The 14985-nt window shown below is 33.7% G+C and carries 14 protein-coding genes; 9 read left to right on the top strand and 5 right to left on the bottom strand.

What is annotated here, in order from left to right:
* Positions 1-180: 180 nt before the first annotated feature.
* The gene (locus OZP10_RS07995) at positions 181-660 is read left to right on the top strand and encodes a DinB family protein (RefSeq protein WP_177211700.1); all 480 of its coding nucleotides are present in this window, start codon (positions 181-183) and stop codon (positions 658-660) included.
* Between the two features lie 47 nt (positions 661-707).
* A complete protein-coding gene (locus OZP10_RS07990) occupies positions 708-1205 on the top strand; it encodes a DinB family protein (RefSeq protein WP_281634203.1) in 498 nt (165 codons plus the stop codon).
* A 37-nt stretch (positions 1206-1242) separates the two neighbouring features.
* Here OZP10_RS07990 and OZP10_RS07985 read toward each other — a convergent pair whose 3' ends face one another.
* The gene (locus tag OZP10_RS07985) at positions 1243-2202 is read right to left on the bottom strand and encodes a helix-turn-helix transcriptional regulator (RefSeq protein ID WP_281634202.1); all 960 of its coding nucleotides are present in this window, start codon (positions 2200-2202) and stop codon (positions 1243-1245) included.
* A 171-nt stretch (positions 2203-2373) separates the two neighbouring features.
* Here OZP10_RS07985 and OZP10_RS07980 point away from each other — a divergent pair, with 171 nt between their 5' ends.
* From OZP10_RS07980 to OZP10_RS07970, 3 genes are read left to right on the top strand one after another with little or no spacing between them, the layout of a single operon-like run.
* Positions 2374-3117 carry a prolipoprotein diacylglyceryl transferase gene (locus OZP10_RS07980; RefSeq protein WP_281634201.1) on the top strand — a complete coding sequence of 248 codons (744 nt, stop codon included), beginning with the start codon at positions 2374-2376 and terminating at the stop codon, positions 3115-3117.
* Complete coding sequence (locus OZP10_RS07975; protein WP_281634200.1) at positions 3107-4498, top strand: radical SAM protein; 1392 nt, start codon at positions 3107-3109, stop codon at positions 4496-4498. Before OZP10_RS07980 ends, OZP10_RS07975 begins: the two co-directional genes overlap by 11 nt.
* Positions 4499-4503: 5 nt before the next feature.
* Positions 4504-4701, top strand: a complete 198-nt coding sequence (locus OZP10_RS07970) for a hypothetical protein (RefSeq protein WP_281634199.1) — start codon at positions 4504-4506, stop codon at positions 4699-4701.
* 57 nt (positions 4702-4758) lie between these two features.
* On the opposite strand, the gene OZP10_RS07965 is transcribed toward OZP10_RS07970, so the two are convergent.
* Entirely contained in the window at positions 4759-5379 is a 621-nt protein-coding gene (locus tag OZP10_RS07965; protein ID WP_281634198.1) for an outer membrane beta-barrel protein, read from the bottom strand.
* Between the two features lie 238 nt (positions 5380-5617).
* Complete coding sequence (gene lepA / locus OZP10_RS07960; RefSeq protein ID WP_281634197.1) at positions 5618-7414, bottom strand: translation elongation factor 4; 1797 nt, start codon at positions 7412-7414, stop codon at positions 5618-5620.
* A gap of 485 nt (positions 7415-7899) precedes the next feature.
* Here lepA and OZP10_RS07955 point away from each other — a divergent pair, with 485 nt between their 5' ends.
* Entirely contained in the window at positions 7900-8109 is a 210-nt protein-coding gene (locus OZP10_RS07955) for a hypothetical protein (RefSeq protein WP_281634196.1), read from the top strand.
* Between the two features lie 55 nt (positions 8110-8164).
* Here the strand turns inward: OZP10_RS07955 and OZP10_RS07950 are convergent, their stop codons facing one another.
* Entirely contained in the window at positions 8165-8866 is a 702-nt protein-coding gene (locus OZP10_RS07950; RefSeq protein ID WP_281634195.1) for an NUDIX hydrolase, read from the bottom strand.
* A gap of 35 nt (positions 8867-8901) precedes the next feature.
* Positions 8902-9618 carry an NUDIX hydrolase gene (locus tag OZP10_RS07945; protein ID WP_177211709.1) on the bottom strand — a complete coding sequence of 239 codons (717 nt, stop codon included), beginning with the start codon at positions 9616-9618 and terminating at the stop codon, positions 8902-8904.
* Between the two features lie 427 nt (positions 9619-10045).
* Between OZP10_RS07945 and OZP10_RS07940 the strand changes: the two genes are divergently transcribed.
* Genes OZP10_RS07940 through OZP10_RS07930 form a run of 3 tightly spaced genes read left to right on the top strand, consistent with a single transcriptional unit; the run spans position 10046 to position 14972 of the window.
* Positions 10046-10213, top strand: a complete 168-nt coding sequence (locus OZP10_RS07940) for a hypothetical protein (RefSeq protein WP_281634194.1) — start codon at positions 10046-10048, stop codon at positions 10211-10213.
* Positions 10214-10257: 44 nt separating this feature from the next.
* Positions 10258-13386, top strand: coding sequence for a SusC/RagA family TonB-linked outer membrane protein (locus OZP10_RS07935; protein ID WP_281634193.1), 3129 nt, complete (start codon positions 10258-10260; stop codon positions 13384-13386).
* A gap of 11 nt (positions 13387-13397) precedes the next feature.
* Positions 13398-14972 (top strand): RagB/SusD family nutrient uptake outer membrane protein, encoded by a 1575-nt coding sequence (locus OZP10_RS07930; RefSeq protein WP_281634192.1) that lies wholly within the window; start codon positions 13398-13400, stop codon positions 14970-14972.
* Positions 14973-14985 lie beyond the last annotated feature (13 nt).

Here is a 14985-nt window from a genome sequence, read left to right as displayed (position 1 = left end):
TAAAGATGCTAAGATTCTGAGATACTATGGTTCTAAGTTTTTTATTCTGTAGAGACGCAACGCAATGAGTCCCTTTCGTGTATAAATAAAAAAAATAAAATTTATTTTTTGCTGCTGACAAACTGTTGTCACCGGCCCATTTTACTTTTGAAGTATTAAAAATATTTAAACTTTAAAACCATGAAAACATTAGAAGCACAAGTTATTACTTCAGAAGATTTATTGAAACACTGGCAAGGGCATAGAGCACTTACACGTCGTTTAATTGAGATTTTTCCAGAGAAAGATTTCTTTGAATTTTCAATTGGTGGAATGAGACCTTTCTCAAAATTGGTAGATGAGCTTTTGGCAATTGCAGTTCCAGGTTTAAAAGGAATTGTAACGAAGGAAACTGCACCATTTGCAGAAGGAACTGAAAAACTAATTTTCAAAGCACAATATCTTGAAAAATGGGATGAAGCTACCGCAGAAATCAATAAATATTGGGAACAATTATCAGTTGAGGATTTTAGCGAGACCTTTAATCTTTTTGGGCAATATGAATTTCCTGTAATTCAGAATATCTTATATTTTATTGATAATGAAGTGCATCACCGTGGACAAGCTTACGTTTATTTAAGAGCATTAAATATCGAACCGCCATTTTTCTGGGAAAGATAATTGATGATTTTTTACTAACTTAATATCAGAAATCTAAAATTAAGACTATGAGTTTAAAGAAGATAATGGCCAATTTTGCGGATTATAATTTATGGGTAAACCAGCAATTTGTAAACTGGCTTTCGCCAAAAGCAGATGAATTGCTTTATACTGAAGTTCAATCCAGTTTTTCTACTATCATGAAAACGCTAGATCATATCTGGTCTACAGAAGAATATTGGTTTTCGGTAATTTCTGAAAATGAAATGGCAGAAAAAAAGCCAGAAAGCGAATTGTCAAAAGAAGAAATATTTGCTGGATTATTAAATTCGTCTACAAGATTGAAACATCTTATCAATTCATTGTCAGAAGAAGATTTGATGAAAGAAGTAAAAATTACAAATCCGTGGTTTGAATGCGAATTGCCAATTTCTGAATATTTAATTCAAGTTATCAATCATGGCACTTATCATCGAGGCCAGATTGTAACAATGGGACGAAATATCGGAATTACAGATGCTTCAAACACCGATTATAATTTCTATAATGTTATAAAACAGAAATAAATGAAAAAACTCCTGAGATACTATTCTCAGGAGTTTTTTATAAAAGTCTCTTTCTGTTAATTTCCAACAGTTCCAAGACATTGGTTTTTAATATTTCAGGCTCGAGAATTTCTGCATAATCTCCAAACATTAAAAACCATCTCGGAAAAGCATTATTGATATCTCTGGACATAAAAGTCATTTCGATTTTTTCTCCTACATCTTTTTGAGAAATAAAACCATGGTATTTTCTTTCGGTTGCTAAATATCGCGCTATTTTGCGGTCAATTAAAATGCGAACTTTTGTTGTTGGACAAGTTTCGGTTTTAGTTAAATAGGTTTCCAGTGCATCGTGTTCGATTGTAAAATCTACATCTGTTTTTTTAATTCCCTGAATCCTGTCGGTTCTAAATTGTCTGTAATCTTTTCGAAGATGACAATATCCGAGAAAATACCAATTGTTATTGTCATGAAAAACGCCGATTGGTTCAAGATTGCGCTGCGTTGTTTCGTCTTTATCAAAAGTTTTATAAGTTAAAAGAATTTGCTTTTTCTCAGCAATTCCTTCAAAAAGAACAGCCAAAGTGTTTGGCGAATTATCATTAAACATCGGTTCTGCGGTCTGCATCACGATTTTTGATTCGATAGTCGAAAGGTAATCTTTATCAGTACTCCTTAAAACTGATTTCAGTTTGTACATTGCCGAAGCATAATGTGTTCCCAAAGAAGGATCGGTAAACTTTTGCATTAGTTTTTCGGCAGCAATAAAACTGCTCACTTCTTCACGAGTAAACATAACCGGCGGAAGTCTATATCCGTCCATTAAAGCGTAACCAACTCCAGCCTCACTGTAAATAGGAACTCCAGATGCTTCCAAAGTTCTGATGTCTCTATAAATAGTTCTTAAACTGCACTCAAAACGATCGGCCAATTCTTGCGCTTTTACAATCTTTTTAGATTGCAATTGAATCAGAATAGCGACAATTCGGTCAAATCGTTTTGGGGTTTCGTCGAGCATTTTTTCTTTTTTAGTTTCAAAAATTATAGGCTCAAAGTTACAAAGGTTTAATCTTTTTAGAAATAAAAAAGCTGTTCCAAATTGAAACAGCTTTTACTTTATTGGTCGAATGAATTTAAACATTTTTTTCGCATCTTTACAGAATTATAGTATTAAATTCTCACATAAAGAATGAAGTTACCTTTTGAGCCAGTTATTTTTGGTTATGAAATTAATATCCATTTAGTTTTAGAATATCTGGCGTTTTTCTTAGGATATCGATATTATGTTTTTTTAAGAAAAAGAACCAATGATACTATTGTTTCTTCCAATAGATTGTCGATTATTTTGGGAGCGGCAATTGGTGCTTTTTTGGGCTCTAGAATTATGGGTTTTCTAGAAAATCCTGTTTTTCATCTTGATGCAAGATCAGTTTTGGAACTCTTCAATGCAAAAACAATTATGGGAGGATTGTTTGGCGGACTTTTGGGCGTTGAACTTGCTAAGAAGATTATTGGGGAAAAAGAATCATCGGGCGATTTATTTACTTTTCCAATTATTCTAGGAATTTTTATAGGCAGAATTGGCTGTTTTTTATCAGGAACCAATGAGTTTACTTATGGAAAAAAAACGACTTTTTTTATGGGAATGAATCTTGGAGATACTATTAAAAGACATCCAATTGCCTTATACGAATTAGTTTTTCTGATTATTTTGTTTTTTGTTCTCAAGAAATTGAAAACAAAAAATCTAAAAAACGGCTTGCTATTTCAGTATTTTATGATTGCCTATTTTGCGTTTCGCTTTTTTGTAGAATTTTTAAAACCAAATCATTTCCTGATTTTTGGCATAAGTTCGATTCAGATTTTATGTTTAATATGTCTGCTTTATTATAACAAAACAATTTTAAATTTATTTGTAAAAAATGCCAGTTAGAAAATATACTTATTATGACTTTACATTAAGCCTTTGTCCAGAATGCTTAAAGAGAATTGATGCTAAAATTGTTTTTGAAGACGAGAATGTCTACATGCTTAAAAGATGTCCAGAACATGGAAGTTCTAAGGTTTTAATTGCCGACGATATTCAGTATTATAAGAATATCCGAAACTACAATAAACCATCTGAGATGCCATATACTTTTAATACAAAAACGCATTATGGTTGTCCGTATGACTGTGGTTTATGTCCAGATCATGAGCAGCATTCCTGCCTAACAGTTGTTGAGGTTACTGATCGATGTAATCTGACTTGTCCAACATGTTATGCAGGCTCGTCTCCGAATTACGGAAGACACAGAACTCTTGAAGAAGTAAAAGCTATGCTCGATACGGTTGTTAAAAATGAAAAAGAACCAGACGTAGTGCAGATTAGTGGAGGAGAACCAACCATACATCCTGAATTTTTTGAAATTTTAGATTATGCAAAATCAATTCCGATAAAGCATTTAATGCTAAATACAAATGGAATTAAAATTGCAAAAGACAAAGAATTTGTTCAGCGACTAAAAAGCTATGCTCCAGATTTTGAAATCTATCTTCAGTTTGATTCTTTTGAAGATAGTGTATTGCAAGAACTGCGTGGAGCTGATTTAAGTGAAATACGGAAACAGGCTTTAGAAAATCTAAATGAAGTTAATTTGTCTACCACTTTAGTTGTCACGCTTCAAAAAGGATTAAACGATCATGAAATTGGTAAAATTATTGAGTTTGCACTAAAGCAAAAATGTGTTCGAGGCGTTACATTTCAGCCAACTCAAATTGCGGGCCGATTGGAGAATTTTAACTTAGAAACCGATCGTATGACTTTAACAGAAGTAAGAAGAAAAATTCTGGAGCAGACTACAGTTTTTAATTCAGATGATTTACTTCCTGTTCCTTGTAATCCAGATGCTTTGGTAATGGGTTATGCATTAAAATTAGGAGACGAAGTTTTTCCGCTAACACGATATATTAATCCGAACGATTTATTAGACAATAGTAAAAACACTATTATTTACGAGCAAGATGAAGTGCTTCGTGGTAAAATGATAGATTTGTTTAGTACAGGAAATTCTGTAGAAGTAGCGCAGGAAAATTTGAAATCGATATTATGTTGTCTTCCTAATATTGATGCGCCAGAACTAGGTTATGACAACTTGTTTCGAATTATCATAATGCAGTTTATTGATGCCTACAATTTTGATGTTAGAGCAATAAAAAAATCGTGTGTTCATATTGTCAATAAAGACAATAAAATAATCCCGTTCGAAACAATGAATTTGTTTTACAGAGATGATAAAGTAAAAAGGCTAGAAGAATTAAGAGCTAATGTATAAAGCATATGATAAGATTAGAAGTTGGTAATTTAGGTGGTTTAGTCGCATTTTTTATAGCGATTATGGTTGGGCCACCAATTTTGATGGCAATCATTGGTTTTGCAATCAGGAAAAACAGTCCGAATGGAGCAAAGATTTGCTTTATTATTGGAGCGTTATATTTAATTATTGGATTAGGAATATGCGGAACACTTATGTCTTAAGAAAAACCCTCAATAAACTGAATTATTGAGGGTCTTAAATTATATTATTAAAGTGGATTAAAATCTAAACAATAATCCGAATTTTGGTTGATCGAAGATGTTTTCAAATAAATTGATGTTTAATTGGAAAGTATCTGAAGATGGACCGTTTTCTGGAGAAACACTGTTGTATGATAATAAATTAGCAAGAGTAAAAGTAACCGCAATGTTTTTAGTCACGAAGTAATTTAAACCAACATTGATATTGGCTGTTAGACTATTGCTATCATCTGTACCAGTAATTGGACTTTCGTATTTATTTCTCCCGTATCCTAAACCTACTTCTCCATAAGCTTTGAATCGTTTTTTATCGAGTTCCAATACATAGTATCTTGCGAAACCACCGATTCCAAAAATATTAGTTTTTTCATCGGTTGCTTCAACTTTATTGCTAGAATAGCTCACTTGTCCTCCAACGGCAAATTTATCATTAAGAAAATATCCAAATTTGGGATTAAAAGCATAATAGTCTTGATCGCCTCCCGTACTAATTTGTATTGCACCTTCTATAAACATATCGCCATGTGCAAAGGTGATTCCTTTTGCAGAATTCATTTCAGAATTAACCTGATCTTCTTGTTGCGCATTTGCAAAGTAAAAACTAAATAAAGCTAAAATAATTGAAAATTTGGTTTTCATAATCTTACAGTTTTAAAGTTGTAAGATTAAAAATACAATTTTATCTTAAAATTAACTTTAAGTTTTTGCAAAAGCGTTAAAAAACAATCGATTAAGTTAATATTTTTATAAAAAATAGGTTTTAACCTACATTTTTAAAAGATCAGAAACGGATTATATTCGAACAAAAAACCCGATAACGAAAGTTATCGGGTTTAATCTTTATTCTTGTTTCTTTCTTCTATTTAAAAGAAAAGACTTAGTCATTCAATTTCAAAACAGCCATAAATGCTTCTTGAGGAATCTCAACGTTTCCTACTTGACGCATACGTTTTTTACCTTTTTTCTGTTTTTCAAGAAGTTTACGCTTACGCGAAATATCTCCACCGTAACATTTTGCGGTAACGTCTTTACGAAGTGCTTTAATGGTTTCACGAGCAATAATCTTAGCTCCAATTGCAGCTTGAATCGGAATGTCAAATTGCTGTCTTGGAATTAATTCACGCAATTTCTCAGTCATTTTCTTACCGATATTGTAAGCGTTATCTTCGTGGATCAATGCAGAAAGTGCATCAACTGTTTGTGCGTTTAAAAGAACGTCAAGTTTAACCAATTTTGAAGTTCTCATACCGATTGGAGAATAATCAAAAGAAGCGTAACCTTTAGAAACTGTTTTCAAACGATCGTAGAAATCGAATACAATTTCCGCCAAAGGCATGTCAAAATTCAACTCAACTCTTTCTGTAGTTAAATAAGTCTGATTGGTAATTAAACCACGTTTTTCGATACATAAACTCATTACGTTTCCAACAAAGTCAGATTTTGTAATAATCGTAGCTTTAATAAAAGGCTCTTCAACGCGGTCAAGTTTTGAAGGTTCCGGTAAGTCAGAAGGATTATTTACAACTAATGGTGTTTCAGGATGTTTTTTGGTGTAAGCCAAATATGAAACGTTAGGAACTGTAGTAATTACAGTCATATCGAATTCACGCTCTAAACGTTCCTGAATAATTTCCATGTGAAGCATTCCTAAGAATCCGCAACGGAAACCAAATCCTAACGCAGCAGAACTTTCAGGTGCAAAAACTAATGAAGCGTCATTCAATTGTAATTTTTCCATTGACGAACGCAAATCTTCATAATCTTCTGTATCAACAGGATAAATACCCGCAAATACCATTGGTTTTACATCCTCAAAACCAGTAATCATATTGGTAGTTGGTACTTTTGCATCTGTAATGGTATCACCAACTTTTACTTCACGCGCTTCTTTGATTCCAGAAATCAAATAACCAACATCTCCTGCTGAAACTACATTTTTAGGAACCTGATTTAATTTTAAAGTTCCAATTTCGTCCGCAAAATATTCGTTGTCAGTAGCCATGAATTTAATTTTCTGGCCTTTTTTGATTTCACCATTTACAACTCTAAAGATTACCTCAATTCCGCGGAATGGATTGTAAACCGAGTCGAAAATTAACGCTTGTAATGGTTCTTCTGGATTTCCTTTTGGAGCAGGAATTTTTTCGATAATGGCAGCAAGAATGTTCTCAACACCAAAACCAGTTTTTCCTGAAGCATGAATAATATCGTCTAATTTACATCCTAATAAATCGATAATATCATCGCTAACTTCTTCAGGGTTTGCACTTGGTAAATCGACTTTATTCAAAACCGGAATGATTTCTAAGTCGTTTTCAAGCGCTAAATATAAATTTGAAATTGTTTGTGCCTGAATACTCTGAGCCGCGTCAACAATTAATAACGCTCCTTCGCAAGCAGCGATAGATCTTGAAACTTCGTATGAAAAATCTACGTGGCCTGGAGTATCAATCAAATTCAGAATGTATTCTTCACCTTTGTAGGTGTATTCCATCTGAATAGCATGACTCTTAATGGTGATTCCACGCTCACGCTCCAGATCCATGTTGTCAAGCAATTGTGCTTTTTCTTCACGAGCTGTAACGGTTTGTGTTGCGCCTAATAATCTGTCCGCCAATGTACTTTTACCGTGGTCAATGTGTGCAATAATGCAAAAGTTACGAATCTTCTTCATTTTAGTATATCAGTTCTCTATCGAGTTTTAAGTATTTTTTTGCTGTAAAATGCGCTGTAGCAATCGTTTTAACGCATCTTATCAAGTGGCAAAGATAGCGCAAAGTTTTGGATTCTGGAATTTAGTTGCACGATTTTGAAATTTGAAGTCAAAAAGCTGTTTTTCAGTGTCTAAACGTATCTATTCTATTTAAATTACTGTTTCGCATTCAATCAAAAACTTGAAGAATGTTTGCTTTTGTAGATTTATTTCAATTATTGTTTATTGAAAAAATGTTAAAAATGAATTTTAGCCGAGTAATTTGTAAAATTTGTGCGAATAATTGTCGGTTTAATTAAATATGAGTATACTTGTAGTCATTGTAACCATAAGATTGATCGGCTTTGGTTTTTGTATTATTTTCTTAGAATTTATCTGTGCACTAGATACATCTTCGAAAATGATAGAATGAATTTTACTATTTACTAATTTAACCCCAACAAATTATGAAAAAACAAACTATGCAGCTTGCCGCTAAATTTGGCAGGCTTTCTAACGAAGAAATGAAAAATATAACTGGCGGCGTAACACCCGTTGGCCGATTTACAGTTCCTACAAGTATTTGTGCCTCGGGATATGGTTTGGTGGCAACGGGTTGTCAGGGAACTTCATACCCTATGCTTGATGGTTATACTTGCGTTTTGACTTGTTTATAGCCAAATTGAATTCGAATAAAAAAGAGACATCAACTATTGATGTCTCTTTGTGTTTTTAGAACTCAAAATTAAATCCTTTTTCAGTCAGTTTTTTATAAATATCAGGATCAAATTTGTAGAGTTTCGCGGCTCTGTGTGATACGTCCTGTTGTTTTTCGTCAAGAGCTACTAATAATTTCATGTGCAGAATTTTTCGTCTAAAATTAGATTTATCCAATTCGATTCCTAAAATTTCTTCATACAAATGCATTAGCTGCAATAGAGTGAATTTTTCTGGAAGAAGGTTAAAACCAATTGGAGCCTGACGCACTCGGTTTCGCAACTGCAATAAACTGAAATCAAGAATTTCGTTATGGTCAAAAATCAGCTCAGGAATTTCGTTTATCTTGAACCATTTGGCTTCGAAAACTTTTAAACTGGCTTTAATATTATAATCTTCTCTATTGACCAAAGTATAATAACCAATAGTAACTACGCGTCTTTCGAGAACACGCTGCGGATTTGTAAATGCTTTTAACTGTTCCAAATAGATATTTTCAAGACCCGTAAGTTCCTGTAAAATTCGTTGAGCAGCATTATCTGCACTTTCGTCTATTTGAAGCCATCCGCCAAGAAGTCCCCATTTGCCTTTACTTTCGCCTTCAGCGTGCTGTACCAATAGCACTTCGAGACTCTCTTTGTTAAATCCGAAGAAAACACAATCAATCGTGATTCCATCTACGGCTGGTTTGTGGTGGTTATTAGTTATTTCAGTCAATTTGTTGTTGTCGTATTAATATTTTGTATTGAAAATTAGAACTCAAAATTGAATCCTTTTTCAGTTAATTTCTCATAGATTTCAGGATCAAACTTATACAACTGAGCCGCTCTGTGCGAAACATCTTGTTGTTTTTCGTCTAAAGCAACCAGCAATTTCATATGAAGAATTTTTCTTCTAAAATTGGGTTTGTCCATTTCAATTCCTAAAATTTCTTCATAAAGTTGCATTAATTGCAATAAGGTAAATTTTTCTGGAAGCAGATTAAATCCGATTGGCGTTTGGCGCACTTTACTTCTGAGGTGTTTTATACTGTAATCTAAGATCTCGTTATGGTCATAAATCAAATTTGGAATGTTATCAATTTTATACCATTGCGCATCCGAAGCTGTAAAACCTGCTTTAATATTATAATCTTCTCTTTTTACAAGAGCATAATACCCAATCGTAATAACGCGTCGCAACGGAAAACGATCCGGATCTCCAAATGCTTTCAGCTGTTCCAAATAAATGTTATCAAGACCGGTAAGCTCATTCAATAAGCGGTGAGCCGCATTGTCTGTGCTTTCCTTTTTATAAATCCATCCACCCGGAAGTCCCCATTTTCCTTTACTAATACCTTCGGCATGCTGCACCAAAAGCACTTCAAGACTGCCTTTGTCGAAACCAAAAATGACACAGTCAATAGTGATGGCATTCATCGCACTGTTTTCATTTTTTTGAGCAGTTTTGTCGTCTACATTTTCAACCATATATGAGATAAATTTTGACAAATTAAATAAATAAAATGATTATTAGCCTTTTTGAAAGCCTTATATTTTTTTTAACGAAACAAAAAATTGATAATCAGGCTTTTAAAAATAAGTGTGAAAAGCGCTTGAATGCAGAAGATTTCTTAAACGACTGATTGTCAATTTTATAAATCGTTGTTTTTTCTATATTTTTTATTTCAATTCTACTTCAGATTTTACAACATTAATAAAAATGGATTAGGATTAATCAGAATCGAAAAAAAATAACCCTAATATTTTGTTAATATAGAAAATTTGTTTTACACTTGTAGTCAAATTTACCATAAGATAAATTCAAATTGACCATAAGCAAAAATAGGACAAACATACACTTAACTTAAACTTACCACAAATGTTTTTTCTAAAAATTGATTTAAATAGCTTTTTGATGAGATTACCATCATCAAATTCTACCAAAAGAATCGATTTTGATGTTTTAGAAATGCTTGTTTTTAAAACGCCTGTTTATAGTCAGCAAGTACTAAATGTTGGAAATGAGATTCAGGCCCTCATTTTTGGCGTGACCTGCTTGGGAAGTTTTCCAGATTTCTCTTAGGGTAAGAAAAACTAACTATAACTTAAACTTAATCAATTCTTATTATGAAAAGCAAAAATTGTATTAAAACAACAAAGCTTCCATATTTTATGGCGGTGCTGCTTAGCGTATTTATGATGCAGTTTGGATTTGCTCAAGAATCTAAAACTGTAAGTGGGACAATTACCTCTTCCGAAGACGGATTTGGAGTTCCAGGAGCAACTGTACTTGTACAGGGAACAAAATCGAGTGCTGTTACCGATTTTGACGGAAAATATAAAATTGAAGCCAAAACAGGCGATGTTTTAGTAATTACCTTCGTGGGATTTAAAACAAAGAATATTACAGTCGGTACTCAAAAAGTAGTCGACGCTGTTTTACAGCCAGAAACTGCAGAACTTAAAGAGGTTGTAGTAATTGGATATGGATCACAGAAAAAAACATTAGTCACTAATGCTGTAACTCAGGTAAGTGGTGAGAGCCTGACAAAAACAAATACTACAAATGCGCTTCAGGCACTTCAAGGTCAGGCAGCGGGTCTTCAAATTACTTCTACTTCTGGACAACCGGGAGAAAGTCTGAATGTGGTAATTAGAGGAGTGGGTTCAACAGCAGGAAGTAATCCGCTTTATGTTGTAGATGGAGTTCTTACTGGAGATATTTCTTACTTGAATAACTCTGATATCGAATCTATTTCTGTTTTAAAAGATGCTGCTTCGGCGGCAATCTATGGTTCGCAAGCTTCGAATGGAGTTGTATTAGTAACAACAAAAAAAGGGAAACGTGGCACAACAGGACAAATAACATTTGATCAGTATTATGGCGTTCAGTCAGTAGCGAGAAAAGTAGATTTGCTTGATGCTAAAGAATATGCAACAATATTAAATGAAGCAAGGGTTAACTCTGGCAATACCCCATATTTTACTAATGCTCAAATAGCTGGAATGGGCTCAGGAACAAATTGGATGGATAAAATGCTTACAGATAATGCTGCAACTAAGAATTTCTCTTTTGGAGCGTCTGGAGGTTCTGACACTTCGGTTTATTCGGCTTCATTATCTTATTTGGGGCAAGAAGGTGTAGTTGGAGGTAAAGATTTGTCAAACTACGAACGTTATAATTTCAGATTCAATTCAGAGCATAAATTATACAAAGATGTTGTGACATTTGGAGAGAATTTGAGTTTTGCGTACATTAATAAAAATGGAATTGGTGTTGGTAATCAATATAATAACTCTTTGAGAGGAGCTTTTCAAGCAACACCTTTGCTGCCAATGTACGACGCAAACGGCAACTATTTTGATACTTCTAACAGTACAGAACCATGGTTGACAGGAATGGCAAATCCTTATGCTTTAATGGTTTATAATAATCAAAACGAAAGCGATAGCCAAAAATTATTAGGAAATGTTTACCTACAGATTCAGCCAATTAAAAACCTAACTTTTAAAACAACTTTAGGTTTGGATTATAACGTAAATGAAGGACACTCTTATTCTCCAATTTACAGATTGTCAATTTATGCTAATAGTGCTTTTGATAGGGTAAATCAGAACATGAATAAAAGTACAAGTATAAACTGGGACAATTTATTAACATATAAGTTTAATGTATCAGATAATCATCATTTTGAAGCTTTGGCTGGTACATCTTATATCAATTATAATACAACTTCTGTAGAAGCGGCAAATGCTGATTCTGTTTTTAACGATTTAGAGCACGCCTGGATTGACAATACAACAAATAAAGACGGAGCAAGAATGTCAATGAAAGGAAGTAAGTTTGAGAATATCCTAATGTCTTATTTTGGAAGATTAAACTATAATTACAAAGAGAAATATTTATTAAATGCGACTCTTAGGGCTGATGGTTCTTCTAAATTTGCGCCAGGAAATCAATGGGGATATTTTCCATCAGTTTCTGGGGGTTGGGTAGCTTCAAACGAAGATTTTTTGAAGGATTCAAAAGTATTTAATTTCTTAAAATTAAGAGCAAGCTGGGGTCAGGTAGGAAACCAAAGTATTAGATCATTTCAATATTTATCTTTAATAAAATCAAATTATACTAACTACACTTTTGGTGATAAAGAAGGTGCCTTAACACCTGGAGCATACCCTGAGAATATTGCAAATCCAAGCCTTAAATGGGAAACTTCAGAACAGATTGACCTTGGTTTTGATGCCAGATTTTTAGACAATGCATTGAGTGTAAACTTTGATGTTTATAAAAAGACAAACAAAGACTGGTTAATTTTAGCGCCAATCTTAGCAACGGCTGGTGCGAACGCACCATTTATTAACGGAGGAGATGTAGTTAATAAAGGAGTAGAGTTAAGTTTGAGCTATCAAAATAAAATTGGAGATTTTAACTACAGTGTGAGTGCAAACGGCGCTTACAATAAAAACACTGTTGGACAAATTCCAAATGCAGACGGAATTATTCATGGTCTGAGCGGTGAACTTTATGATAACTCGGGTGAATTTTATAGAGCAGAAAACGGACATCCGTTAGGATATTTCTGGGGATACAAAACAGGAGGAGTGTTTCAAAATCAGGAACAAATTAACAATTACAAATCGGCAAACGGAGTGGTTCTACAACCAAATGCAGCTCCTGGAGATTTGATTTATGTGAATACAAATGGAGATGATAAAATTGATGCTTCTGATAAAACAAGCATCGGAAATCCAAATCCTGATTTCACTTACGGTTTCTCTATTTCGGCTAGTTATAAAGCCTTCGATTTTTCGCTTAATGGAAATGGAGTAGCAGGAAATCAAATTGTACAATCGTATAGAAACCAGGCAAATACTTACGGTAATTATACTTCAGCAATATTAAGCCGCTGGCATGGAGAAGGGTCTTCAAACACAATGCCTAGAGTAACTGAAGATAACCGAAACTTTACACAATTTTCAGATTTATACGTTCAGGATGGGGATTTCTTAAGAATTAACACGGTTACACTAGGATTTGATTTAGCAAAAATGAAACAGTCAAAATCATTTTTTGCAAGCCAGTTTAGAGTTTATTTCTCAGTATTGAACCTTTATACTTTTACGAAGTATGATGGAATGGATCCTGAAATAGGATTTGGTTCTTCTAATGATGATCAAAAGTTTTCATCAGGGGTTGATGTAGGTTACTATCCAAGACCAAGAACATATATGTTAGGTCTAAATGTTAAACTTTAATACATAAAAAAATGAAAAAGACTTATTTATATATTTTCTGTTTGGGTTTACTTTCTCTTGCATCTTGCAGTTTAGAAACAGAACCACTTACACAACAGACAGATGGGAATTTTTATAAAACCACAGATGATGCTTATACAGCATTAGTAGGTTGTTATGACGGAATGCAGGTGGCTACAGGAGCTGCTGGTTTAGGAGTTCCAGTAATTAGCGAAGTAATGTCTGATGATTGTTTTGGAGGAACAGGAAACTCAGATGGTTACAATTATGCTGCGATTGATGAGTTCAACATTCAACGTTCGCCATCGGATATTGATATGTTAAACAATAACTGGATAGCTTACTATAAAGCACTTTATCGTTGTAATGTCCTTTTGTCAAAAATGGATCAAATTGACTGGAAAGGGGATACTACTTTAAGAAATACTTACGAATCTGAAACAAGATTTATTAGAGCCTATTTATATTTTGAAATGGTTCGTCTATGGGGAAATATTCCATTATTGACTAAACCTTCAACAGAAAATATTCCTCAGGCAGCACCAGAAGAAGTGTATAAAGTAATTGCAGAAGATTTAGTTTTTGCATCAGATCATTTACCATCAGCAGCTTACAGTGCAACTGTTAGCGGTCGTATTACAAAATGGGCAGCAAAATCTTTGCTTGGACGTGTTTACCTATACTACACAGGATATTATGGTAAAACCGATTTGGTTGGAGTAGTAACTAAAGCACAAGCGCTAGCACATTTGGAAGATGTTATAGCAGGAAGCGGACATGGTTTGGTTGATGACTTTTCTACACTTTGGCCTGCAGCTTCAGTTGATAAATATGCAGGTGAAGCTAATAAAGAAATCGTATTTTCTATCAAATATACCTATACTAGCGATTATAACGGAAATACTGATGGTAACCACTGGTTAGTAATGTTCGGAATGAGAGAATTCTCTTCTTATCCATACGGACGTGGTTGGGGCGTAACTGTGAATTCTAAGTTATGGAACGCATACACAGCAAATGATACAAGACGTGTTTCAACTGTAATAGGAATTAATGAAGAAAAAATTCCATTTGATAAAATAAATAATCAGCGTGAATATACTGGTTACTATAACAAAAAGTATACACCGATGGTTGATAAAGATGGAAAAGACCTTCCATTAACAATGGGAAGCCAGTTTTGGGACATCAGCCAATTTCAAGATTATGTGGTATTGAGATATTCTGATGTACTTCTAATGGCAGCAGAATTAGGAAGTGGTAATGCACAATCTTATTTTGATGACGTAAGAAGAAGAGCTTACAAAACAGCATTCACTTCTATTCCGGTTAATTATGATAATATCATGAACGAAAGACATTTAGAATTCGCTCTAGAAGGAGTTAGATACTGGGACTTACTTCGTCAAGGAATTGGTAAAGCATCTTCAACTATCGCAGAAACTACAACTTTACTTAACGGAGGAGTACAGGCTACAAAAACAATTTCTTCAGTAAACATCCAAAATACAAAAGGATTACAGCAAATTCCAAATACACAGATAACATTATCTAATGGAGTTTTAAAACAAAATGCGGGCTGGTAGTTTTAATTAAAAA

Source organism: Flavobacterium luteolum, assembly GCF_027111275.1.
In the GTDB taxonomy this organism is placed as follows: Bacteria; Bacteroidota; Bacteroidia; order Flavobacteriales; family Flavobacteriaceae; genus Flavobacterium; species Flavobacterium luteolum.
This window is presented reverse-complemented; position numbering and strand designations above follow the sequence as displayed.

Excerpts from the sequence above, each read along its gene's own strand:
- OZP10_RS07995 (WP_177211700.1), top strand. The coding sequence starts at position 181 with ATGAAAACATTAGAAGCACAAGTTATTACTTCAGAAGATTTATTGAAA.
- OZP10_RS07990 (WP_281634203.1), top strand. The coding sequence starts at position 708 with ATGAGTTTAAAGAAGATAATGGCCAATTTTGCGGATTATAATTTATGG.
- OZP10_RS07985 (WP_281634202.1), bottom strand. The coding sequence starts at position 2,202 with ATGCTCGACGAAACCCCAAAACGATTTGACCGAATTGTCGCTATTCTG.
- OZP10_RS07980 (WP_281634201.1), top strand. The coding sequence starts at position 2,374 with ATGAAGTTACCTTTTGAGCCAGTTATTTTTGGTTATGAAATTAATATC.
- OZP10_RS07975 (WP_281634200.1), top strand. The coding sequence starts at position 3,107 with ATGCCAGTTAGAAAATATACTTATTATGACTTTACATTAAGCCTTTGT.
- OZP10_RS07970 (WP_281634199.1), top strand. The coding sequence starts at position 4,504 with ATGATAAGATTAGAAGTTGGTAATTTAGGTGGTTTAGTCGCATTTTTT.
- OZP10_RS07965 (WP_281634198.1), bottom strand. The coding sequence starts at position 5,379 with ATGAAAACCAAATTTTCAATTATTTTAGCTTTATTTAGTTTTTACTTT.
- lepA (WP_281634197.1), bottom strand. The coding sequence starts at position 7,414 with ATGAAGAAGATTCGTAACTTTTGCATTATTGCACACATTGACCACGGT.
- OZP10_RS07955 (WP_281634196.1), top strand. The coding sequence starts at position 7,900 with ATGAAAAAACAAACTATGCAGCTTGCCGCTAAATTTGGCAGGCTTTCT.
- OZP10_RS07945 (WP_177211709.1), bottom strand. The coding sequence starts at position 9,618 with ATGGTTGAAAATGTAGACGACAAAACTGCTCAAAAAAATGAAAACAGT.
- OZP10_RS07940 (WP_281634194.1), top strand. The coding sequence starts at position 10,046 with ATGAGATTACCATCATCAAATTCTACCAAAAGAATCGATTTTGATGTT.
- OZP10_RS07935 (WP_281634193.1), top strand. The coding sequence starts at position 10,258 with ATGAAAAGCAAAAATTGTATTAAAACAACAAAGCTTCCATATTTTATG.
- OZP10_RS07930 (WP_281634192.1), top strand. The coding sequence starts at position 13,398 with ATGAAAAAGACTTATTTATATATTTTCTGTTTGGGTTTACTTTCTCTT.